The organism is Paenibacillus sp. PK3_47, assembly GCF_023520895.1.
Taxonomy (GTDB): Bacteria; Bacillota; Bacilli; order Paenibacillales; family Paenibacillaceae; genus Paenibacillus_AQ.
The window spans coordinates 4184258-4205442 of sequence record NZ_CP026029.1 but is presented as its reverse complement, the minus strand read 5'-3'; the positions used below and the strand labels follow the sequence as shown (position 1 = coordinate 4205442).

Here is a 21185-nt window from a genome sequence, read left to right as displayed (position 1 = left end):
ACCACTCATCCTGTGCCGATCACCGTTCCCTTTGTCATGACCTTGCCATCGATTCACTGCCCGGCGCTCTTGCTTCCGCACCCATCACCGCTCCCTTTGTCACACCCTACGCCTCCATTCCCTGCTGCAAGTTAGTGTCATTTAACAGCACAGCAAAAACCGGTGTCAACCGGTTCGGCAGAAACGAAAATGAACGGCACTGTTTTTTGTGAGCGGTGCACAAATTTCGGACAGCAGCAGGTCAATCCCATAGTTGCGTTCATACGAATTGTATAAAATGAGCTCTAAAACAACTGGAGGGGTCGCGGTGCGAAACACGGATAATCCATACATACAAATAGCAGCAGCCATGGGCAGATCGGGGATTCTCGGCTACGGCGGAGGTCCCTCTGTCATTCCGCTGATCCGCCATGATGCGGTGACCCGTTATGCCTGGCTGACCGATGATGAGTTTGCGGAGACGCTTGCCATCGCCAATGCCCTGCCGGGACCGATCGCCACCAAAATGGCCGCTTACCTCGGCTACAGGCTTAAAGGAGTAAAAGGCGCCATCCTGTCCATACTCGCCCATATCCTGCCAAGCTGCATGGCCATGATCCTGCTGCTGTCGGCAGTAGATTATTTGAGCGGGTCCAAGGCCGTGGCGGGAATGATATTCGCTGTCTCCCCTGTGATTGCGGTCATGCTGGGGATGATGGGTTATGAATTCGCGCAAAAAGCTTTTAAAGGGCTGGGAAAGCTGGCCGGGACAGCCTTTCTGCTGCTGGCACTGGTGCTGCTTGAGGTGCTTCACCTGCATCCTGCGGTTGTAATTGTGCTGTTTCTGGGATACGGGACGGTACATTACCGGATACTTGCGAAGAAAAATAAAGGGGGGACTGCCTGATGGAATGGCTGCAGCTGATTTTTGGCTTTTTCATGGCTAACCTGCTCGGTTACGGCGGCGGCCCTTCCTCGATCCCGCTCATGTACGAAGAGATCGTCCCCCATTACGGCTGGCTGAATGACGAGGAGTTTTCCAACATGCTGGCGCTCGGCAATGCCCTGCCCGGACCGATTGCGACCAAAATCGCCGCTTATGTCGGCTACGATGTCTACGGCTGGGCCGGCTTTGCCGCCGCTCTGACCGCTACTGTCCTGCCCTCTGCCGCTGCGCTGATCATCCTGCTGAATGTCATGCAGAAATACAGGCAGTCTCCTGTCGTCAAAGGGATGACCCTGCTGGTCCAGCCGGTAATCGCCATTATGATGGCTGCACTCACGGTCAGGATGGCTATGACTCCGGCGGAGTCAATCGGAATCTGGCAGACACTGTTTATTGCCGCGGCAGCCTTCGGAGCAATGAAATGGCTGAAGCTGCATCCTGCACTGGTCATTCTGGCCGCTTTTGCTTACGGGGGATTTCTGCTTCCTTATACGCTCTAGCCTGCTGACGACCCGGATGAGCGCTACTTCAATATGTACTGTGACAGCACGCTCTGCACCTCATAGATATTTACCGATTTATTAAAGGTCTTTTTGAGCGGCAGGCTGCTTCCGGACACATACAGGCACAGCTCGGCATCCAGGTCAAAATGTCCCGCCGTCTCCACGGAGTAATGCGAAATGCTTTTGTACGGAATCGAATGGTATTGTGTTTTTTTGCCTGTTACACCCTGCTTATCGACCAGAACCAGCCGCTTGTCAGTAAAAATGAACATATCCCTGATCAGCCTGTAGGCCCGTTCAATCTTCTCGCCTGAAGCCAGAATCCGCGCATATTCCCGCTGCACCTCTGCAAGATCCACCTGGGTGGCATTGCCGAGCAATCCGTTAAAAATCGCCACTGTTACCCCTCTTTTCCTTCGTCCATTTGGCACAGCGACCCACGCCATATAACATCCTATTGGGAGAATACGGATTTATGCTGGCGTCTGCCCGCCATTTTGCCTATTGCTTATTTGGCGGAAATTAGTTAAACTGTTTGTAAATTTGTGTGAAGGAGGTGTATAGGAATGGATCACAATGTGACCAACAGTGTTAACAGCCGGCTGATTAATATCATGTCTGGCATCGTTCATGTATTTGCCGACAACGGGAGAAGTCTGTCCATTTACAAGAACTTAATAACACTACACAATTGTGAAATGCCTTTCCTGCCTACACTTCAACGGACGTAAAACTCTTAGAATCATCAGGCCGCGGGGATATTTCCCTGCGGTTTTTTTGTATTCATTAACAGGTATACGATACGGCCTGAAACCGGCGGCAGGGCATTCTTATAAAGGAGAATACCTATGATTATCTCATGCCAAAATGTCCAGAAATACCACGGTGCCCAGCTTGTGCTGAGCGACATTACCTTTGATATCCGCCAGGGCGAAAAAATCGGCCTGATCGGCCGCAACGGCTGCGGCAAAACCACCCTGTTCACCCTGCTGAGCGGCCAGGAACGTCCCGATCAGGGACAAATCTCGATCCGCCGCGGCAGCACCGCCGGGGTGCTCTCCCAGATCCAGGAGGCTGATGCCGAGGAAACGGTCTATTCCGTACTCCAGCGCAGCTTCGCGGAGCCTCTGCAGTGGCAGGCACGCCTGCGTGAGCTGGAGCAGGAAATGGCCGGCCTGAATGCAGCCTCCAGCGAACAGGCCTGGAACAGGCTGCTGCAGGAATACGGAAGCCTGCAGGATAAATTTGAAGCTGCCGGCGGCTACGAGATTGAAGCCACTATCCAGCGTGTAGCTTCCGGGCTGGGCATCCCTCCGGCGCAGTATGACCGGCAGTTTGCTTCGCTCTCCGGCGGTGAGAAAACCAAGGTCGGCCTGGCAGGGCTGCTGCTCTGCCGCCCTGATATCCTGCTGCTCGATGAGCCGACCAACCATCTCGATATGGAAGCCATCGAATGGCTGGAGCAGTTCCTCCAGTCCTATGACGGCACGGTGCTGGCGATTTCCCATGATCGCTATTTCCTGGATGCGGTGGTGAAAAAGGTCGTTGAAATTGAGGACGGAGAAGCCTTTACGTACCATACCAACTACAGCGGATACCAGGCCGAGAAGGAAGCCAGGCTGCTTCAACAATTTGCCGACTACCAGGAGCAGCAGAAAAAAATCAAACAGATGCAGGAAAGCATCAAACGGCTGATCGAGTGGGGCAACCGCTCCAATCCGCCTAACCCGTCCTTCCACCGCCGGGCCGCTTCGATGCAGAAAGCGCTGGACCGTATGGTGAAGATCAAACGCCCCATTCTGGAGCGTAAAGCAATGGACCTTCAGCTGCAGCAGGAGGACCGGACCGGCAATCAGGCCGTGATTCTGGACCGGATCAGCAAGTCTTACAGCGGACGTACATTGTTCAGTGAAGCGAGTGATATTCTGCGGTACGGCGAAACAACCGCCCTGATCGGCGGCAACGGAGCCGGCAAAAGCACGCTGCTGCGGATGATCCTCGGCCAGGAGACACCGGACAGCGGCAGCATTACCCTCGGATCAAGGGCAGCCGTCGGTTATCTGGCGCAGGAAGCCGTGCCGGAAGACGGGAAGCTGTCAGTGCTGCGCTATTTCCGCGAAGAGGCCGGCATGGAAGAAGGCGAAGCCCGCGGACAGCTGGCCCGCTTCCTGTTCTATGGCAGCGATGTGTTCAAAACGATCGCTAACCTGTCCGGCGGAGAATGGACACGGCTGCGCTTTGCGGTGCTGATGCACCGCCGTCCGAACCTGCTCATTCTCGATGAACCGACGAACCACCTGGATATCGATTCCCGCGAAGCACTGGAAGAAGCGTTGGAGGAATTCCCCGGCACGGTGCTGGCGGTATCCCATGACCGTTATTTCATCAACCGCTGCTTCGGCAAGGTGTGGGCGATCGAGGGCGGGCAGTTCTCGGCTTTTTCCGGAAACTACGAATATTACAAGGAAAAACAGGCAGAAAAAACAGCTGCAGGGACACCTGCCGGTAGCAGCGGCATACGGATCACAGCACCGGCTCAGCCGGAAGCTTCACTTAAGGCTGCAGCCCATACAGCATTTGCAGTTCATTCCGCTTCATCCTCCAACAAGCAGCAGGAGAGTGATTCCAGGCGGAGCTCCTCCTCCCGTAAGCCGTACACCAAAGCGGTCGCCTGGGAGCAGGAAATCGCAGCGGCTGAAACACAGTTAAGCGGAATTGATGCCGAAATGCTGGACCCCGCCATCGCCAGTGATGCAGCAAAGCTCGCCGAGCTTCAGCTCTCACGGAATGCGGCACAGGAGAAGCTGGATGAATTGTATGCTGGCTGGATGAGCGATGCTGAGAATGAATAAACAATCCTGCTAAGAGTAGAACTTTAATCCATAAGAGAGGCACTGGTGAATGAAATGACAGAGAGCGCGGCGGTTACAGAATATTGGAAGGCTTATGTGGAGGAGCATCCCGGTGCGGCGGATTTATACGACAGCGCCTGGGCGTTCGGCGATAATCCCCGGCTGGCGGATGAACTGCTTGAGCTGGTACTGAAAGGAATCAAAACAGGCACCGCTTCAAATTATGCGCTGTATGAAGTACGCGGGCAGCGGCTGCCTTTTGAAGGAGGACATTGCGTTCTGCTGGACGGACAAGGCGAGCCTCGGGCGATCATGGAGACGGTAAACGTTGAGATTGTGCCTTTTGATGAGGTGACTGCAGAATTTGCCTATTCCGAAGGTGAGGATGACCGTTCCCTGGAATCGTGGCGCCATGAGCATGAAGTGTATTTTAAAAGGGAATGTGAAAGCTTGGGAAGGCCCTTCGACCCTGCAATGAAAGTGGTGTGCGAGACCTTCCGGGTTGTGCATATTAATGAGCGTCAGTAACCAACCGTTATAACAATTCAAAAAGGCTGTTTCTTCATTACGAAGAGACAGCCTTCATTGTATAGTAGTCATTAGTGTAAGTTGCAGCTCTCCCGGATTAAGCTTAGCGCCAAATGCCCATGATCCAGCCAAACACCGAGATCCACAAAGGAATGCTGATCAGAACGCCCCATACCAGCCCATTGGCAATATTGCCTTCTGCAGGACGCGTTACATTCTCTTGTTTCAGCGGAAGTCTTAATTCTTCTTGTTCCATGCGATCCCCTCCTAGATTTCTTATCGACACAGTAGAGGAAAAAATGTAGACCGCTTGACCCAAAAAGCTGCGTTTTTTAAAATTTTTTAGATACAAAGGCTTAGCGGTTTACCCTTGCAAAGGCTTTCATAATTATAATTAACCAGTTTTTTACTCATTTAAAACTTATTTAAATATTCGTTATACAGTATATGCAATTCATTAGTCCAATATAACCGGATTTTCCGGATTTTTGAGAAAATTGAACATGGTACGGATCTGCGCTTCTGTATTCCGTTCCTGTGACAATTCAGGCAGTTCATCCTCGGCAAAAAAGGCTACCTCACTCGTCTCCAGGCCATCCATTGCTTCACCGCCGGTAATCCGGCACTGGATAAACATTTTGTATACATGGTAAGGCTCCGGCGGATGATTGTGAAATTTCTTATCCAGTACGGCCAGCAGGCGGACCGCTTCCGTCTGAAAGCCGGATTCTTCGGCGATTTCCTTGACTGCCACCTCTTTCGGGGACAGGCCGATATCTCCCCAGCCTCCCGGCAGCGCCCAGCAGCCGTCCAGCTTTTCACGGACCAGCAGAATCTTCCCGTCCTGAAACACAACTCCGCGTATATCAACTTTTGGCGTGCAGTATCCCTCATCACTGGCAAAAGACAGCGCGATCCGTTCCCTGCTCTCAAACGTATGATTCTCCATCATATCCACACTGAGATTGCGCAGTGCTTCATAACGTTCAATGTCGTATACATCCTTGGCGTATGTAAGGCCCGTCTGGGCAATGGCCTGAATCTCTTTGGCCCATGTTAACCACTTTGCTTCCACAGCTAACCGCCTCCTCTAGAGTTTCCACATCTTCACGGGTTTACAGGCACAGCATCAAATGACGGGAGAATGCGCCTTTTTTGGCCACACAGCGGTCCACAATTTCGAAACCGGCAGCATGGATCATCTCATCCATCGCTTCAATGGCGACTATAACCACCCGGTCAGCAATCCTGCGCGCATTTACAAGAATGGCAAACTGCTCTTCCGGCGTGATGCTGGAGTACAGATTGTAGGGCATGTCCACGACTGCCGCATCATAGTGCTCTTCAATGTCCGCAATATCCCCGAGTGTGACCTCGCTCTCAAAGCCGAAATGGGCAATGTTGGTCCGCGCCCCCGCAGCAATAAATGGATTGATGTCGCGCCCGACAATATTGATGCCCATGGACAGTGCTTCAACCATTACGGTGCCGATGCCGCAGCAGGGATCAATGGCTCTGACGCCATGCGGATCAGGTACAGCCATATTGACTGCCGCCCGGGCCACGCGTGTGCTGAGTGCAATGGAGTAGCTGCGCGGTTTTTTCATCTGCCGGAACCAGGTTGCCTTGTTCTTGTGGTAAGTTCCGAAGTACCAGCGGCCGCCCATCGTTACAATCCCGTAGACCAGCTCCGGATGATTCACATCCGCTTCTCCCTCAATGCGCAGGCCGATTTCCCGCTCAATGTTTCTGCGTTCATCATACTCTATTTTATTCTCAGGGGCCAAATCATTCATTTTCACAAAAATGACCTTGAACGTCCTGCCCCCAAGCTCCACCTGTTCTGTCTGCTTATAAATTTCCTCCAGGCTGTCTCCGCTGTACATAACATCAATCCGCTCTTTGATAAAAGGGCTGCGGCTGGCCTCCACGGCAACGTTACTGCCAAAATTAACCGGCGGAATCTCCCGGCTGAACAGGCAGCGCAGCTCCATGGCGCACAGGGATGCTTCATCGTCCGAGCAGGCATAAGTATAGATATAAGCAGGGTTCTCTTCATTAGGAAGAACTGTTTCTGCATTTTTACTTGAATCTCTGTTCGTTGACACTCTTATTCGCTCCAATCGCTCCGCCTCGGCGGTACTGATGATTCAATTGTTAACCGGCTTAACGTGCTGTCAACAGCGCATCCATGCCGTTAAACCCAATAAGTCTATCATGGCTGCCAAGCGTAAGCAATAACCGGAATGGTGCTTTTCACTCTTACGCCTTCCGGAAGGATATAGCATCCGCTTTTGATCCCCGGGGTGTTCTCCAGTATAATGAATGCATTACCCTGCCAGGATAAGATGGTGCTGCTGCTCCGTCATTCTCAGACCCAGCCTGCAGGCTAACATCCGTTGCTGTGCAGTGAAACTCCAAGGAGGTACATATTTACTATGTCTTACGAAGCTTATTTTAAGACTGAGCGTGAAGCTCAGCTCGCCGAACTCAAAGAATGGCTGGCCATCCCCAGCATTTCCGCCCTGTCCGCGCACAAAGAGGATGTCAATGCTGCCGCGCACTGGCTGATGGACACGCTGAAACGCGCCGGGCTGGAGAACATTGAAATCTACCCGACCGCCGGCCATCCTGTCATATACGCAGATTATCTTCACGCACCAGGCAAGCCGACGATCCTTGTATACGGGCACTATGATGTGCAGCCGGTAGATCCGCTGAATTTATGGACCACCCCGCCGTTCGAGCCGGAAATCCGTGACGGCAAGCTGTATGCGCGCGGAGCGACCGACGATAAGGGCCAGGTCTTCATGCATATCAAAGCCATTGAAGCGATTATCAAGCAGGAAGGCACCCTGCCGGTCAACATCAAGCTGTGCATTGAAGGTGAAGAAGAAATCGGCAGCGTTAATCTGCCGGCATTCCTCGAAGCCAGCAAAGACAAGCTGGCCGCAGACGCCGTACTTGTCTCCGACACCTCCCTTCTGGAACGCGGCCGTCCGGCAATCTGCACGGGACTCCGCGGACTCTGCTCCATGGAAGTTACCGTGAACACCGCCCAGACGGATCTGCACTCCGGTTCGTACGGCGGCGGAGTACCCAATGCACTGCATGCGCTTGTCTCCCTGCTCAGCTCGCTTCATGACGACAAAGGCCGTATTGCGGTGGAAGGCTTCTACCAGGGTGTACCTGAGCTGTCCCCTCTGCTGCGCGAGGAATTCGCCAAGCAGGGTGTCAATGAAGACAAGATCAGGGAAGGCCTGGGGCTTGAAGCGCTGTACGGCGAAGAAGGCTATACCTTTGTGGAGCGTGTCGGTGCACGTCCGACGCTTGAGCTTAACGGTGTCTACGGCGGATTCCAGGGCGAAGGCAGCAAGACCGTTATCCCGAAGGAAGCACAAGCGAAGATCACCTGCCGCCTTGTCGGCGACCAGGATCCGCAGCACATTCTGGATGCCGTGGAAGCTCACCTGAAGGCCAATATCCAGAGCGGAGCGAAGGTCCATGTGAAGCAGATGGAAAAAGCCCGGGCGTTCAACATCGATCCGTCCCACCCGATCCTGCAGACCGCAGCTGACGCTTACGGCAAAGTCTACGGCACCCGTGCCCTCTTCACCAAAGACGGCGGGTCGATTCCGATCATGGAGAGCTTCTCCCGCATTCTTGAGGCACCGGTGGTCCTGATGGGCTTCGGTCTCGATGACGAGAACCTGCATGCGCCGGACGAGCATTTCAATCTCGAGAACTTTGATAAAGGCCTGCTTACGATCGTTGAGTTCCTGAAGACGGTGTAAAATAAGCAGCGGCAGACTTAAAAAGCCAGGTCCCGGGTATTCCGGGAGCTGGCTTTTTTGCGGGGAATGCGGCAAGACAGGCCGGCTGTCAGCATCGTGTATTCTTTTAGCCTAAAACTTGTATTATGTGCAGCTAGCAGAAACACGTTCCGTTATTCAGGGAAATTCACGCTGAAAATAACTGTTATGAGGAAATAAGAGAACTACGGTCCGTTAGCCAGATAGAAGGCTGTTAAGAGCAAGAATAACGCCCCTACGATCCTTTAAAGAGCAGAAACAGATGCACATAGTGTTCAAACGCAATAAAAAAACCCTTGCAGCACAAGGATTTCGAAGTTTAAGTATGGAGCGGGTGATGGGAATCGAACCCACGCTATCAGCTTGGAAGGCTGAAGTTCTACCATTGAACTACACCCGCAATATGGATGCATCATAAAATGCAACGTGTGTGAATACAAAAAGTATTGTATCATTTGAGCGGACAAATTGCAAGCCTATTTCCTGAAACCCGCTTAAGAGGTGAGTCCAACCATCGGCTTAAGAAAAACACGCTCAAATTCCGGCGCACTGATCGGCTTGCTGAACAGGTACCCTTGAGCCTCATGGCAATGCTGCTGGCGCAGGAACTGCAGCTGCTCCTTGTTCTCGACCCCTTCTGCAGTTACCTTAAGCTTCAGGTGATGAGCCATGGAGGTGATTGTGGAGACGATTGCCGCGTTGTTGCTGTCTTCCATGACTTCAGAGACAAAGGAACGGTCGATCTTCAGCCGGTCAATCGGCATATGCTTCAAATAATGCAGCGAACTGTAGCCTGTCCCGAAATCATCAATGCTGATACATACGCCCAGGCGTTTCAAGCGGTTCAGCTGATCGAAGGTAGTCTCCTGATCCAGTGTCATGCTCTCCGTGATTTCCAGATCGACATAACAAGGGTCCAGCCCGATTTCGGCAAGAATGGTGCCGATCTTCCCGGCCAGGTTCGGCTGCAGGAACTGCCGCATGGACAAGTTGATGGAGACGCAAATCGGCTGGTAACCGGCCTTTTGCCAATCCTTGTTCTGAAGACATGCCGTTCTTAACACCCATTCGCCGATCGGTACAATCAGTCCGCTCTCTTCAGCAATAGGAATGAAATCCTCCGGAGAGACCAGCCCCCGTTTGGGATGATTCCAGCGCAGCAGTGCCTCCATTCCGACAATCTCTTCCGTCTCCAGCTTCACCTGCGGCTGATACACAAGGTAGAGTTCTTCGCGTTCAAGTGCTCTGCGCAGATCATTCTCGAGCTTCAGCCTTTCTTTGGCCTTCATTTGCATAGCCGGTATGTAGCGGCGGATCTCAACATTGTGATCCTTTGCATTATGAACGGCTGTATCGGCATTCTGGATCAGCTGCTCTGCGGTATCCCCGTCTCCGGGGTGGATGCTCATCCCCATGCTGAGGGAGATATGGTATTCTCCCGATTCCAGAATTACCGGTGTTTCGAACAGCTTGAGCAGCTCAGAGGCGCGAACCAGGCAGCCCTCCACTCCTGTCCGGTCTGTCATCAGAAAGGCAAACTCATCGGCGCCCATGCTGTACAGCTCTTCGCCTGGCTTTACCTCATCATTAATCCGCTGTGAAACCAGCTGCAGCAGCATATCACCTGCATAGTGGCCAAGGGAATCATTAATATTCTTAAAATGATTGATATTCATAATTACCAGTGCCGAAAAGCCCCGGCTTTTGTCCTTCTCACCTGCAGCAATGACTTCTGCCATGCGCTGCATCAGCCGGCGTCTGTTCGGAAGTCCGGTTAATTCATCGTTGTATGCCAAATAATTAATCCGCGCTTCCGCCTGCTGGTTCTCATGGAAAGGCTCTTCGATGGTCAAACGGTAAATCCCCGTAAGCAAGAGGTAATAGGCCAGTGCGCTGCTGAGCATTCCAAAGAGATAATCCATCTCTCCGACGCTGAACAGGTTCATAAAAAACAGCTGGCCCAGGGCGAAAAAAATGAGGGCACGGATAATAATCAGCAGCGAGGCTGATTTCTCTACTTTACCGGGATAGACGATGATCCCGACAGCAAGGAGATACATAAACAGCACTGCCATATCGACCAGATGCTTCACTGCACCCGGCCAGGCATCCCCCGGCTGTGCAGGAACAAGGAAGTGGCTGAAGATTAATATTTCCAGGCATAACGCAATTAATAAAAGAGAGACCCCAAACACTTTCTTCTTGCTTTTGACAGATACCGGCCGGTCCTCTCTGCTGAAGATATACAGAATGCCAAATGCACTGGCAAGGCGCGAGATGGTAAGCATCCACAAGGATTGTTCGGAATTGATATGGGCAGATATCACCGGGATACCCGCAAAGCTTATCGTGTGCAGAAAGTCAAAGATGCAAACACCCAAAAACACCGCTGAGGTATACAGCCTGGCCTTGGACAATTTATCGGAGAAAAACAGCCAGCCCTGGGCGAAAATAGCGAAACCGAAAGCAATGTTGCAGCAGCCGATAATAAGATAAAGCGCGGATAATACATTCCTGTCTTCAATATGACCAAGCGGTGTCCGGAAAAGCTGGATCAGAAGGAACAGCGCGGCTCCCCATACTGCCGCATGTATGGTCTTTCTTTCTTCTTGTCTCATAATTCCCTCGCGTCTGAAAATGTTATCTATGATTAAATAAAAGCATCTATTAGGTCCTATGTATAAATATCGGTCTGACAGCTCTGTAAAGTTACATTGCTCGCTTATAATCCTGTATCTTTACCAGGCAGCATCCCCTAAAGCAGAAAAAAAAGCACTTCCCCCGTGGTTAGAGGTCAGTGCTTCTGCTTGGAGCAGGCTATTTATCTCCGAAAGTAACTTCAGGTGTAGTAAGCTTATCGTAGAAATCAACTGCCTTGTCTTTGTCTTCTGAAGAACGCAGGGCCATTGCCGAACGGGGATGCTCATCAAGGGTTCCGGTAATCATGTACGGAATGATGTAACCCCACTCTTCCTTTTCACGCAGGGGAATCATCAGACGCTCAACAATATCAAGAACCGGACGCAGATTATATTTGGTATTCTTCAAATGGGTCACCAGCAGCTCGGTTGGACAGTTGCCTGCCGCCCGTCCCATTCCGTAACAGGAGGCATCGAGCAGCTCTACTCCTTTTTCGGAGGCCACAAGCGTGTTGGAGAATGCCAGCTGAAGATTATTGTGGGTATGTACACCCAGGCGTTTGTTTGGCAGATGAGTTTTGAATTTCTCCACCAGGTAATGAATGTCGTTATGATCCAGGCTGCCGTACGAGTCAACGATATATACCACATCAACAACGCTTTCCCGGATTTGTTCAAAAGCTTCAAGCAGCTCATTCTCCATTACATTCGACAAGGCCATAATATTGATGGTAGTCTCATAGCCCAGGTCATGGAAAGTCTGCACCAGTTCAAGAGCCTTGTCCACATCTTTGCTGTAGCAGGCTACGCGGATCAGGTCGAGCATGCTTTCGCTGCGCGGCAGAATATCATTCACATCCACGCGGCCGATATCCACCAGGGCCGAGAGCTTGGTATTTCCCTTCTGCGGGATCACCTTGCGCAGGAAATCATCATCCAGGAAGCGCCAAGGACCTGCGCCTTCTGCTCCTTTAAGGAGCTTGGGAGAATTCTTATATCCGATTTCCATATAATCAACACCGGCTTCATTCAGTCCGGCATATAAATTCTGGACAAATTCAACACTGAAATCCCAGTTGTTCACCAGTCCTCCGTCACGGATGGTGCAATCCACAATTTTACTCTGATTACTCTTCACAATATGCTCTCCCTTCAGCATTTCCTTCATTATAACCACCAGTATGGACCTACTATGCGATCACTATCGTACAATCATACTTTAGTGAAGAATATGTTGTAAAGATAATTTCAGATATCTTCCATAACTGTTTCGCAACCCAGGGACAATGATATAGATCACGGTTAATTTTTTACAGAAATGCTACATTACAAGAAAATCAGTGAGATTGATTATCAGTCTCTTTTGGAGGGATAAATAATGGCTTCTGCATCCTGCTCCTTACTGCGCCTACAGCCTGGCTCAACGGGTTCCATTGATAAAATTGAAGGCATGAACCCCATACTGCAGCGCCGTCTTGCGGATCTCGGGGTGTCTGAAGGTGTGATCATCACATTGAAGGGAAAGGGACCTTTCTGGGGGCCTGTAACCCTGGAATGCAACGGCCAGCTGTTCGCCATCCGGCGGAAGGAAGCTTCCCGGATCGAGGTGAAGGTATCATGAGCTCCATAGCCCTCCTGGGTAATCCCAATACCGGTAAAACCTCTCTTTTCAATACACTTACCTCGTCTTATGAATATGTCGGCAACTGGGCTGGCGTAACGGTGGAGAAAAAAGTCGGCAGCCTCAAGAATGGTGCAGGCAAGCTGATCGATCTGCCCGGCATCTACTCCCTTCATCCCCTCTCCCGTGACGAAAGAGTTGCCGCCCAATACCTGATTGAAGAATCACCCGAAGCTCTGATCAACATTGTCGATGCTTCCCAGCTGGAGCGGAATCTGCTGCTGACCCTGCAATTGCTGGAATACGGCAAACCTGCGGTGCTCGGACTCAATATGATCGACGTCGCCAAAGCGCGCGGCATACAGGTAAATCCCGAAATCCTGCAGTCGCGTCTTGGTGTTCCAGTACTGCCGCTGATCGCGCGAACCGGCAAAGGCAGCGGACAGGTCCTCAGCATGCTGGAGAAATCGTCGGCAATCCCGGCGGTGAGCTTTAAACTGGACTACGGTGTCCGGGCTGAAGCAGCCATAGCCTCTATAGAGAAGGAGCTGCAGCAAATCTCCGGATTGCCCAACCGCCGCTGGGTAGCCCTGCAATTGATGGAGCAGAACCCGGTTATTCTCGAACTCCTGAAGAAGATGATGGATACCAGCAGCCTGATGGCCATATGTGAAGACTGTCAACGTGAGCTGCAGCTCACAAAGCTTGCCCTTACCCTTCCGCAATGGATTCGTTCGGTACGGATGGATTACATCCGCAGCTTATGCCAGGCTGCCATGGATACCACCGCGCAGAAGCCGCATAATCTGACGGAACGGCTCGATTCCATTTTGACCCACAGATTTTTGGGACTGCCTCTCTTTATTGTCTTTATGTACGCCATGTTCAAAACAACTTTTGACTGGATAGGCGGACCTTTATCGGATATTCTTGACGGCTGGATTTCAGGGCCGGTCAGCGAAGGCGCGAACTCGCTGCTGCAGAGTATCGGGGCCTCCGGTTTCACTCACGCCCTGATTATAGACGGGATTATCGGCGGTGTGGGCGGCGTCCTGGTTTTCGTACCCCAGATCTTTATTTTATTCCTGATGATTTCCTTTCTGGAGGATTCCGGTTATATGGCGCGTGTCTGCCTGCTGATGGACAGCACCATGGAGCGCATGGGATTGAACGGCAAAGCGTTTATTCCATTTATTATAGGCTTTGGCTGTAATGTTCCGGCAATTATGGCTGCCCGCAGCATCGAACAGCCCAAAGACCGGATGCTGACGACGCTCTTGATGCCGCTGATGTCCTGTTCCGCACGTCTGCCGGTATATCTGCTGTTTGCGGCCGTGTTCTTTCCGGCCCGGCAGGCCGCAGCAGTGCTGGCGATGTATGTTATGGGGGTCGTGTTCGCACTTATTCTGTGTAAATTGTTCTCCAGATATCTGTTCAAGAACGATTCCTCAGTCTTTATTATTGAGCTTCCGCCTTACCGGATGCCGCAGTTCAAGACCCTTGGACGCAGTACCTGGGAGAAAGGCAAAGGCTTCCTGCGCAAGGCAGGAACTATTATTCTTGCCGGTTCTGTCATCATCTGGCTGATGTCTTACGCCGGCCCCTCGGGATTAAATGTAGAGATGGACCACAGCTTCCTCGCCAAATTTGGCGGGCTGATCGCCCCCCTTCTGGCCCCGCTCGGCTTTGGAACCTGGCAGGCCGGCTCGACGCTGGTTCCGGGCTTCCTAGCCAAGGAGGTCGTTGTATCAACCATGAACATCATTTATCATGCCCCGGATGCCGCCGGACTGGAGAGCCAAATTTCACAAGTTTTTACGCCGCTCAGCTCAATCAGCTTCATGGCTTTTATCCTGCTGTATATCCCATGTCTGGCTACCGTGGGCGTAATCCGGAAGGAAACAGATTCCTGGAAATGGACCTTCTTCTCCATGGGATATTCCCTGGCGCTGGCTTACATCGTCTCACTGGTTATTTTTCAGGGCGGACGTCTGCTTGGGTGGTCGTAGTACTACTGTATTCCCCGATTTTTAACTTTCACAAGAAAGCGAGGCCCGGAAATGATCATAAATATTCTGATTGTCTCGGCAGTGTTCGGGTATTCCGGCTGGATGATTTACCGTCATGTCCAGAAGGGCAAGGAGGGCGCCTGTGCAGGCTGTGACAAAAGCAAAACCTGTGCTGCTGCGTCGATGGATTCTCCGTTTTCCTCATGCAGAGGATCCGCGGACAGCAAGGTTTAACCATATTTTGGGCAAAGCAACTCATAAATTTTTGGTTTAGAACTCTTGACAACCGGGTATGTTTGTTATAAGCAACTGCAGCCAGACAAAATACCCAAGGAGGAATAACAATGAATACTAAAAAAACGTTATTTACGACGGTAGCACTGGGAGCAGCCTATTTACTGAAAAACAAAAATACGCGTGACAAGCTCATGAATGGCATCCAGTCCTTCACGAAGTCCAAAAAATCCGGCGGAACGTACTAGACCGTACCCTGGATAGGTTACCAAATGAAATAGCAACAAAAAAAGTAAGTTCCCGGTAACGGGGACTTACTTTTTTTGGTTTGTGCTCATTTATGATCAGGAATACGCAGCAAATATTCAAGCAATGTGCGGACCATGACACCGGATGCTCCCCGCGGGTTCACACCGCGCTCCTTGGAAAGAAACGCCGTTCCGGCAATGTCCAGATGAATCCAAGGCCTGCCTTCGGCGAACTCACCGATAAATAATCCGGCGGTTGTAGCCCCGGCAAATCTTCCCGCTGCATTGCGGATATCAGCAACCTCGCTTTTCAGCATCTCGCGGTATTCAGGGAAAACCGGAAGCTGCCAAATTTTCTCACCTGACAATTCAGAAGCCGCCATAAGCTCCTGCATGAACGGCTCGTCATTTGTTACCGCCCCCGTTGCCGCATCCCCCAGAATGGACACTACAGCACCTGTAAGCGTAGCTACATCAATCAGCCGCTCTGCCCCCCATTCTCCGGCATAGGTGAGCGCATCTCCAAGAACAACTCTTCCTTCAGCATCTGTATTCAGTATTTCAATCGTTCGGCCGCTCAGTGAAGTAACAACATCACCCGGCTTGAAAGCATTCGCTGAGGGCATATTCTCTGCTGAAGGGATCACCATCACCACATTAATCTCCGGACGCAATCTGCCCAGCGCCTCCATAACGCCGAGCACAGCCGCCGCACCGCCCATATCACTGATCATGTCCTCCATGCCGGGCGCTCGTTTGAGAGAAATGCCGCCGGTGTCAAAAGTAATCCCTTTACCGATAATCCCGGTAACCTTCTCCCATTCCTGGGCTCCCTGATAGCGGATAACGATCATCCGCGGCGGATGGATGCTGCCCTTGCCGACCGCCAGCAGGCCGCCCATTCCCTTGAGCTCAATCTCACGTTCGTCCAGTACTTCGGCAGGCATCCCGTGACGTTCAGCAACCTCTATGGCCGCTTTGGCCAGCTCAGAGGGAGTAAGCAGATTGCCGGGCAGATTGGTTAATTCCCGCGCCAGGTTCGTGGCCTCACCAAAGGCAATGCCCCGCTTGATCCCCCGGGACCAGGCCGTCTCCACTGCAGCTTCAGCCTGGGTCTCCGTGAGGAACACAACCGAAGCCATCTCTGGAGAAGAAGGCTGCTCCAGCTTATACTGCTTGCGGCGGTAAGCGCCCAGCACCAGCCCTTCTGCGAGCGCCTGGGCAGCCGTCCCTTCATCTGCGGCCAGTAATTGATCCGGCACCTGCAGCACCAGCCTGGCGGCTTTCAGCCGCAGTGCAGTCCGGGCCACTTGAGCTGCAAGTACTCTAAGCTCTTCACTGCCCACAGCACCGCTGCCGCTTCCGGCAACAATCCATACCGGAATCCGGGACAGGCTCCCGCCAGGCAGTGTATATATCTGATTCAGCTTGCCTGCAAAAAGCCCGCTATGCTTCAGGGGCTCTATCTGCTTCTTCAAGCTATCCGGGAGACTGCCGTCCTCCAATTCTTTTTCGGAAACAATAATACATAAGGCATCGCCTGTCAAACCGGCAGCCGGGCTGCCGCTGCTCCACTCTATATTCACTCCATGCACCTCCGGCTTTTCTGTATAACAACACAGATAAGGCTGATTCCCTGCACAAGATAGGTGCCCTGCAGGAATCAGCCTCTTTGTATTCTTGATTATATACCATAATGATTGAACATTTCGAATTCTTGCGCAGCTACTGGATCAGCGGCAGGGAGATGACAAAGCGTGTCCCCTCATTTACTCTGCTGCTGACCGAGATGCAGCCGCCATGATTCTTGATGATCCGGTCGCTGACAGAGAGTCCAAGACCTGTGCCGTTCTCCTTGGTGGTAAAGAAGGGATTGAACAACCTGTCCAGTGTGCAAATATCCATTCCTTTGCCGTTGTCAGATATAAAGATGCGGACCTCTGCGCCTTCCCTGCGCGCCCCCACCTCAATTCGGCCGGTCAAATCGTCGGACCTCTCTGTAATCGCTTCCATCGCATTTCTTATCATATTCAGGACGACCTGTTTCATCTGCTTGATGTCGCCTGAAATAATCATATCCCCTTGAAGCGGATGAAGATTAATTTGGCAGCCCTTCATCAGGGCCTCGCTCTCTGTAAGCAGGACAACTTCCTTAAGCAGAGCCGAAACCGGAATCATGCCGACCTGGGGAACCGAAGGTTTGGAGGAAGTCAGAAATTCATGAATAATGTCATTGGCACGGTCTATTTCAGCCAGTATAATCTTGCCGTACTCTTCCTTGCCGAGCTGATGCAGATGGGGATTCAGCAGCTGGATAAAACCGCGGATTGCAGTGAGCGGATTACGAATCTCGTGAGCGATGGAAGCGGACAGCTTGCCGAGCATGGCCAGACTGTCATTCTGATAAGCCGTCTGCTCAATCAGCTTATAATCGGAGATCTCTTTGAGAGTAACCAGATAGTTTCCCTTCATCTGCTCCCCGCAGCTTAAGGAAACACGCCAATACCGGCCGTATTCATCTACAAATTCATAGCTGGACTTTCCCTTCTGGACCAACTCACGGTAGCTGCGCAGCACCTGCTTCCGCTTGAATCGGTTAAGCTGAATATGTGACAGCAAGTGAGCCACCGTGCATCCCAGCAGAGAATGGCGGCCAAGTTCCAGCATGCCATACATCTGCTTATTTACAAAAGTAAGAACTCCCTCTTCATCAAAAAGCAATATACCGCTGTCAATATGTTCCAGTACATCCTCATATGTTGTGTCCATGGAGGCGGATTGAAACGTTCTTGCCGGCAACAGCAGGCTTTCCTGATATTGGCTTATCACGATACGAAGTTCCCCCTTTTACTGCTTTTGACGAAGAGCATAAGCGACATCAATTTACTATGTATTTGAGTATATGACGAAGCCGCCAGAACATTCGGAAATCGTATTATATTATCCAACCGTTTCAACTATATTCCAATCATATCCAAGCGAAGAAGACAACGCAATCAGAGAATCTGTCGAATGGCAAAAAAATTATTAAAATGATTCTTAAGACACAGTAATTTTTGTTGTCAAGTGTAATCCTGTGCTCTCTTGTGTCGGGACCCGAAAAAGGAGCCCCCGCAATTGCGGGGGCTCCTTGGGCAGTGTTCCGGGAACTATGGACAGCTCTGCTGATCTAAGATGCCGCTAGGCTTTCTGCTGCAAACGGTGGCGGCGCTGGCTCATCACAGCCAGGCGCTTCTTCAGCTCCCGTTCCCATTTCGTATCCTCAATCTGCTTGGCTATGGCCAGCAGGTCAAGGGCCATGTCGATCTGGCTGCGGACAATGGCGAGAGGGTCTTCACTCTCCATGTTAATGACATTCTCAAAAATCGCTTCCTCGTCTTCCATCACATAGTCCTGAAAATCCACATCGGCCACCCCGTCGCCGTGAGCATATTCCGCGAGGATCTCATATTCGTTTTCAACCTTGTAATGGACCTCTACCCGGTGGCATACCGGACAAAAAAGCAGGGGAACATTATGGACTTGCGTGCGATAATGCTTTAGGGTTCCCTTGGTTCCAACCATACTCGCTCCACAGCAAAAGCTCATTCTTGTTCACCCTCCTTGGTAATTTACGTTAGTTGTGTATTATTCTATTACGGCATGCTGTAATAGATTCCTCTCCTACAGGCTATATATTAACCTCAGCGCCCATTTTCAAACGGCATTTCTTCAGCGAATGGGCAGCTTGGAGCAAAAAACCCCCTTGCCGGAAAATCCACCCGCAAGGAGGCCCTCATAGATATATCAAAGATCATTGTGCTCTGTGATGGACAGGGGCTTACAGGTTCTTGTCACCCGGTTTCCAGTTCATTGCGCACAGTCCGCCCGATTGCAGGGCTTGCAGCACACGAAGCGTTTCTTCTACGCTGCGGCCTACATCGTTATGATTGACAACTTCATACTTCAATTCGCCGTCGGGATCGATAATGAACAACCCGCGCAGCGCTACGCCCTCTTCTTCAATCAGCACGCCGTAATCACCAGCCGCTTTCTTGGTGATATCCGAAGCTAAAGGAAAGTTGATCCGGCCAAGACCGTTCATATCCCGCGGTGTATTAATCCATGCCTTGTGGCTGTGGACTGAATCCACGCTCACCCCGAGTATTTCAGTGTCGAGTGCCGCAAAATCAGCCGCAGCCTCGCTCAAAGCCGTAATTTCCGTAGGGCATACAAATGTGAAATCAAGCGGATAAAAGAATAATACAAGCCATTTACCGCGGTAATCCGTCAGGCTTGCCCTGCCGAATTCCTTGCCGTCGCCGGACACTGTTTCCATAATAAAATCAGGAGCTTGTTTACCTACCAGGCGTTCTGCCATTGCTTAAATCCTCCTTTGAATATGTACGAAAAACAGCTTTCATAACAACTTCAGCCGGAAACCGCCGCAATATGCCTGTACATAATAGGATGGCTTGGTTACTTTCTTGCTGCTATAGACCAAATGGTATCATCGTACAAAATCAAAGTCAATATTGCGTCAAAGGAGGACGGTTGTCGTACAAATTACGCTTTGCGGATCGCTGCTACAATCAGATCGCCCATTTCAGTCGTGCTGATCGCTTTGCTCTTATCAACAGCAATATCGCTGGTGCGGTGACCGGCATCCAGTACTTCAGCCACAGCAGCCTCAATTGCAGCTGCAGCATCCTCGTATCCGAAGGTCATGCGGAACATCAGCGCAAGGGAGAGGATCGTAGCAATAGGATTGGCCAGGCCCTGTCCGGCAATATCAGGTGCAGAACCGTGCACCGGCTCGTACAGGCCGTAGCTGCCTTCGCCAAGCGAAGCGGATGCCAGCATCCCGATGGAGCCAGTCAGCATAGCCGCTTCATCACTCAGGATATCACCGAACATGTTCTCGGTAACAATAACATCAAAGCTGGAAGGACGGCGCAGCAGCTGCATGGCGCAGTTATCGACCAGCACATGCTCCAGCTCTACCTGCGGATATTCCGGAGCAATTCTGTTCACTACCTCACGCCACAGGCGGGAAGTTTCCAGAACATTGGCTTTGTCAACGCTGGCCAGCTTGTTGCGGCGTTTGCCGGCAATTTCAAAAGCCTGGCGTACAATACGCTCAACTTCAGTTACATTGTATACGCAGGTGTCGACTGCTTCTTCTCCCTGCTCACCTTGGCGGCGCAGCTTGTCTCCGAAATAAATACCGCCTGTCAATTCCCGTACTACCATAAGGTCAGTGCCTTCCAGCACTTCCGGTTTCAGCGTGGAGGCATCCTTCAGGCAGTCAAACACTACAGCCGGACGCAGATTGGAGAACAGCCCCAGTGCTTTGCGGATCCCCAGCAGCCCTGTCTCCGGTCTCAGCTCCTTCGGGTTGTTGTCCCACTTCGGACCGCCGACGGCTCCCAGCAGAACCGCATCCGCACTGCGGCAGATCTCCAGCGTATCCTCAGGCAGCGGTGTACCGCGCTCGTCGATTGCGATTCCGCCGAACAGTGCATGTTCTGTTTCAAAAGTGTATCCGAACAGCTCTTCCGCTTTTCTCAGTACTTTTTCCGCTTCTGCTACAACTTCAGGTCCGATTCCGTCTCCGGCGATTACTGCAATCTTCTTAACCTCGCTCATTCCAGTCACTCCTTAGATAGTTCTGCTGCTCGCAGACATAGTTCTTCTGTATATTGTTGTATCATACCGGGGTGCAAAGGACAAAGATATAGATTCTATTACGTTCATAGATAGAGCCTATAAGCAGAATACCGGCATCAGTGCCGTCATTTGCTCTTCATTATTCAGTTGTTTACAATTAACATG

General features: G+C 51.5%; 21 protein-coding genes and 1 tRNA gene. 10 read left to right on the top strand and 12 right to left on the bottom strand.

Going from position 1 to position 21185, the window contains the following annotated elements; all coding sequences use genetic code 11:
* Positions 1-307: 307 nt before the first annotated feature.
* Together chrB and chrA are read left to right on the top strand one after the other, a co-directional pair.
* On the top strand, positions 308-886 hold the full coding sequence (gene chrB, locus C2I18_RS18715; protein WP_481857816.1) for a chromate efflux transporter ChrB: 579 nt from the start codon (positions 308-310) through the stop codon (positions 884-886).
* Complete coding sequence (gene chrA, locus C2I18_RS18710) at positions 886-1425, top strand: chromate efflux transporter ChrA (RefSeq protein ID WP_249897258.1); 540 nt, start codon at positions 886-888, stop codon at positions 1423-1425. Before chrB ends, chrA begins: the two co-directional genes overlap by 1 nt.
* Before the next feature lie 23 nt (positions 1426-1448).
* On the opposite strand, the gene C2I18_RS18705 is transcribed toward chrA, so the two are convergent.
* Positions 1449-1826 carry a PH domain-containing protein gene (locus C2I18_RS18705; RefSeq protein ID WP_249897257.1) on the bottom strand — a complete coding sequence of 126 codons (378 nt, stop codon included), beginning with the start codon at positions 1824-1826 and terminating at the stop codon, positions 1449-1451.
* A 168-nt stretch (positions 1827-1994) separates the two neighbouring features.
* On the opposite strand from C2I18_RS18705, the gene C2I18_RS29740 reads away from it, so the two are divergent.
* From C2I18_RS29740 to C2I18_RS18695, 3 genes are all read left to right on the top strand, one after another.
* Positions 1995-2159: an RAxF-45 family protein gene (locus C2I18_RS29740; RefSeq protein ID WP_342760306.1), complete on the top strand. Its 165-nt coding sequence runs from the start codon at positions 1995-1997 to the stop codon at positions 2157-2159.
* 117 nt (positions 2160-2276) lie between these two features.
* Positions 2277-4280: a ribosomal protection-like ABC-F family protein gene (gene abc-f, locus C2I18_RS18700; protein ID WP_249897256.1), complete on the top strand. Its 2004-nt coding sequence runs from the start codon at positions 2277-2279 to the stop codon at positions 4278-4280.
* A gap of 54 nt (positions 4281-4334) precedes the next feature.
* A complete protein-coding gene (locus C2I18_RS18695; RefSeq protein ID WP_249902165.1) occupies positions 4335-4808 on the top strand; it encodes an ASCH domain-containing protein in 474 nt (157 codons plus the stop codon).
* Between the two features lie 103 nt (positions 4809-4911).
* Here the strand turns inward: C2I18_RS18695 and C2I18_RS18690 are convergent, their stop codons facing one another.
* The 3 genes from C2I18_RS18690 to C2I18_RS18680 form a co-directional block, all read right to left on the bottom strand.
* Positions 4912-5064 (bottom strand): hypothetical protein, encoded by a 153-nt coding sequence (locus tag C2I18_RS18690; protein ID WP_249897255.1) that lies wholly within the window; start codon positions 5062-5064, stop codon positions 4912-4914.
* Positions 5065-5265: 201 nt separating this feature from the next.
* On the bottom strand, positions 5266-5883 hold the full coding sequence (locus C2I18_RS18685; RefSeq protein ID WP_249897254.1) for an NUDIX hydrolase: 618 nt from the start codon (positions 5881-5883) through the stop codon (positions 5266-5268).
* Between the two features lie 40 nt (positions 5884-5923).
* Positions 5924-6916, bottom strand: coding sequence for a TRM11 family methyltransferase (locus tag C2I18_RS18680; protein WP_249897253.1), 993 nt, complete (start codon positions 6914-6916; stop codon positions 5924-5926).
* Positions 6917-7246: 330 nt separating this feature from the next.
* Here C2I18_RS18680 and C2I18_RS18675 point away from each other — a divergent pair, with 330 nt between their 5' ends.
* A complete protein-coding gene (locus C2I18_RS18675) occupies positions 7247-8602 on the top strand; it encodes a dipeptidase (protein WP_249897252.1) in 1356 nt (451 codons plus the stop codon).
* A gap of 344 nt (positions 8603-8946) precedes the next feature.
* On the opposite strand, the gene C2I18_RS18670 is transcribed toward C2I18_RS18675, so the two are convergent.
* The 3 genes from C2I18_RS18670 to C2I18_RS18660 form a co-directional block, all read right to left on the bottom strand.
* Positions 8947-9020 (bottom strand) — tRNA-Gly (locus tag C2I18_RS18670).
* 94 nt (positions 9021-9114) lie between these two features.
* A complete protein-coding gene (locus C2I18_RS18665) occupies positions 9115-11238 on the bottom strand; it encodes a bifunctional diguanylate cyclase/phosphodiesterase (RefSeq protein WP_249897251.1) in 2124 nt (707 codons plus the stop codon).
* A gap of 199 nt (positions 11239-11437) precedes the next feature.
* Positions 11438-12427, bottom strand: a complete 990-nt coding sequence (locus C2I18_RS18660) for an aldolase catalytic domain-containing protein (RefSeq protein ID WP_249897250.1) — start codon at positions 12425-12427, stop codon at positions 11438-11440.
* 210 nt (positions 12428-12637) lie between these two features.
* Between C2I18_RS18660 and C2I18_RS18655 the strand changes: the two genes are divergently transcribed.
* The 4 genes from C2I18_RS18655 to C2I18_RS18640 all read left to right on the top strand — a co-directional run bounded on the left by C2I18_RS18655 (position 12638) and on the right by C2I18_RS18640 (position 15371).
* Positions 12638-12880: a FeoA family protein gene (locus C2I18_RS18655; protein WP_249897249.1), complete on the top strand. Its 243-nt coding sequence runs from the start codon at positions 12638-12640 to the stop codon at positions 12878-12880.
* Positions 12877-14889, top strand: a complete 2013-nt coding sequence (gene feoB / locus C2I18_RS18650; RefSeq protein ID WP_249897248.1) for a ferrous iron transport protein B — start codon at positions 12877-12879, stop codon at positions 14887-14889. The genes C2I18_RS18655 and feoB overlap by 4 nt, the downstream gene beginning before the upstream one ends.
* Positions 14890-14940: 51 nt before the next feature.
* Positions 14941-15123, top strand: coding sequence for a FeoB-associated Cys-rich membrane protein (locus tag C2I18_RS18645; protein ID WP_249897247.1), 183 nt, complete (start codon positions 14941-14943; stop codon positions 15121-15123).
* Positions 15124-15233: 110 nt separating this feature from the next.
* On the top strand, positions 15234-15371 hold the full coding sequence (locus tag C2I18_RS18640) for a hypothetical protein (RefSeq protein ID WP_249897246.1): 138 nt from the start codon (positions 15234-15236) through the stop codon (positions 15369-15371).
* An 86-nt stretch (positions 15372-15457) separates the two neighbouring features.
* On the opposite strand, the gene C2I18_RS18635 is transcribed toward C2I18_RS18640, so the two are convergent.
* The 5 genes from C2I18_RS18635 to leuB all read right to left on the bottom strand — a co-directional run bounded on the left by C2I18_RS18635 (position 15458) and on the right by leuB (position 20999).
* Complete coding sequence (locus C2I18_RS18635; protein WP_249897245.1) at positions 15458-16957, bottom strand: leucyl aminopeptidase; 1500 nt, start codon at positions 16955-16957, stop codon at positions 15458-15460.
* A 139-nt stretch (positions 16958-17096) separates the two neighbouring features.
* Complete coding sequence (locus C2I18_RS18630) at positions 17097-18200, bottom strand: ATP-binding protein (protein WP_249897244.1); 1104 nt, start codon at positions 18198-18200, stop codon at positions 17097-17099.
* Positions 18201-18551: 351 nt separating this feature from the next.
* Positions 18552-18959: a hypothetical protein gene (locus tag C2I18_RS18625; RefSeq protein ID WP_249897243.1), complete on the bottom strand. Its 408-nt coding sequence runs from the start codon at positions 18957-18959 to the stop codon at positions 18552-18554.
* 232 nt (positions 18960-19191) lie between these two features.
* On the bottom strand, positions 19192-19731 hold the full coding sequence (locus C2I18_RS18620; protein WP_249897242.1) for a peroxiredoxin: 540 nt from the start codon (positions 19729-19731) through the stop codon (positions 19192-19194).
* A 185-nt stretch (positions 19732-19916) separates the two neighbouring features.
* The gene (gene leuB / locus C2I18_RS18615) at positions 19917-20999 is read right to left on the bottom strand and encodes a 3-isopropylmalate dehydrogenase (protein ID WP_249897241.1); all 1083 of its coding nucleotides are present in this window, start codon (positions 20997-20999) and stop codon (positions 19917-19919) included.
* Between the last annotated feature and the right edge of the window lie 186 nt (positions 21000-21185).

What these genes read in the sequence shown, in the direction of transcription:
- C2I18_RS18645 (WP_249897247.1), top strand. Translation starts at nt 14,941, where the DNA reads ATGATCATAAATATTCTGATTGTCTCGGCAGTGTTCGGGTATTCCGGC.
- chrA (WP_249897258.1), top strand. Translation starts at nt 886, where the DNA reads ATGGAATGGCTGCAGCTGATTTTTGGCTTTTTCATGGCTAACCTGCTC.
- C2I18_RS18640 (WP_249897246.1), top strand. Translation starts at nt 15,234, where the DNA reads ATGAATACTAAAAAAACGTTATTTACGACGGTAGCACTGGGAGCAGCC.
- C2I18_RS18660 (WP_249897250.1), bottom strand. Translation starts at nt 12,427, where the DNA reads ATGAAGGAAATGCTGAAGGGAGAGCATATTGTGAAGAGTAATCAGAGT.
- C2I18_RS29740 (WP_342760306.1), top strand. Translation starts at nt 1,995, where the DNA reads ATGGATCACAATGTGACCAACAGTGTTAACAGCCGGCTGATTAATATC.
- feoB (WP_249897248.1), top strand. Translation starts at nt 12,877, where the DNA reads ATGAGCTCCATAGCCCTCCTGGGTAATCCCAATACCGGTAAAACCTCT.
- leuB (WP_249897241.1), bottom strand. Translation starts at nt 20,999, where the DNA reads ATGAGCGAGGTTAAGAAGATTGCAGTAATCGCCGGAGACGGAATCGGA.
- C2I18_RS18690 (WP_249897255.1), bottom strand. Translation starts at nt 5,064, where the DNA reads ATGGAACAAGAAGAATTAAGACTTCCGCTGAAACAAGAGAATGTAACG.
- C2I18_RS18695 (WP_249902165.1), top strand. Translation starts at nt 4,335, where the DNA reads ATGACAGAGAGCGCGGCGGTTACAGAATATTGGAAGGCTTATGTGGAG.
- C2I18_RS18625 (WP_249897243.1), bottom strand. Translation starts at nt 18,959, where the DNA reads ATGAGCTTTTGCTGTGGAGCGAGTATGGTTGGAACCAAGGGAACCCTA.
- C2I18_RS18675 (WP_249897252.1), top strand. Translation starts at nt 7,247, where the DNA reads ATGTCTTACGAAGCTTATTTTAAGACTGAGCGTGAAGCTCAGCTCGCC.
- C2I18_RS18655 (WP_249897249.1), top strand. Translation starts at nt 12,638, where the DNA reads ATGGCTTCTGCATCCTGCTCCTTACTGCGCCTACAGCCTGGCTCAACG.
- abc-f (WP_249897256.1), top strand. Translation starts at nt 2,277, where the DNA reads ATGATTATCTCATGCCAAAATGTCCAGAAATACCACGGTGCCCAGCTT.
- C2I18_RS18665 (WP_249897251.1), bottom strand. Translation starts at nt 11,238, where the DNA reads ATGAGACAAGAAGAAAGAAAGACCATACATGCGGCAGTATGGGGAGCC.
- C2I18_RS18620 (WP_249897242.1), bottom strand. Translation starts at nt 19,731, where the DNA reads ATGGCAGAACGCCTGGTAGGTAAACAAGCTCCTGATTTTATTATGGAA.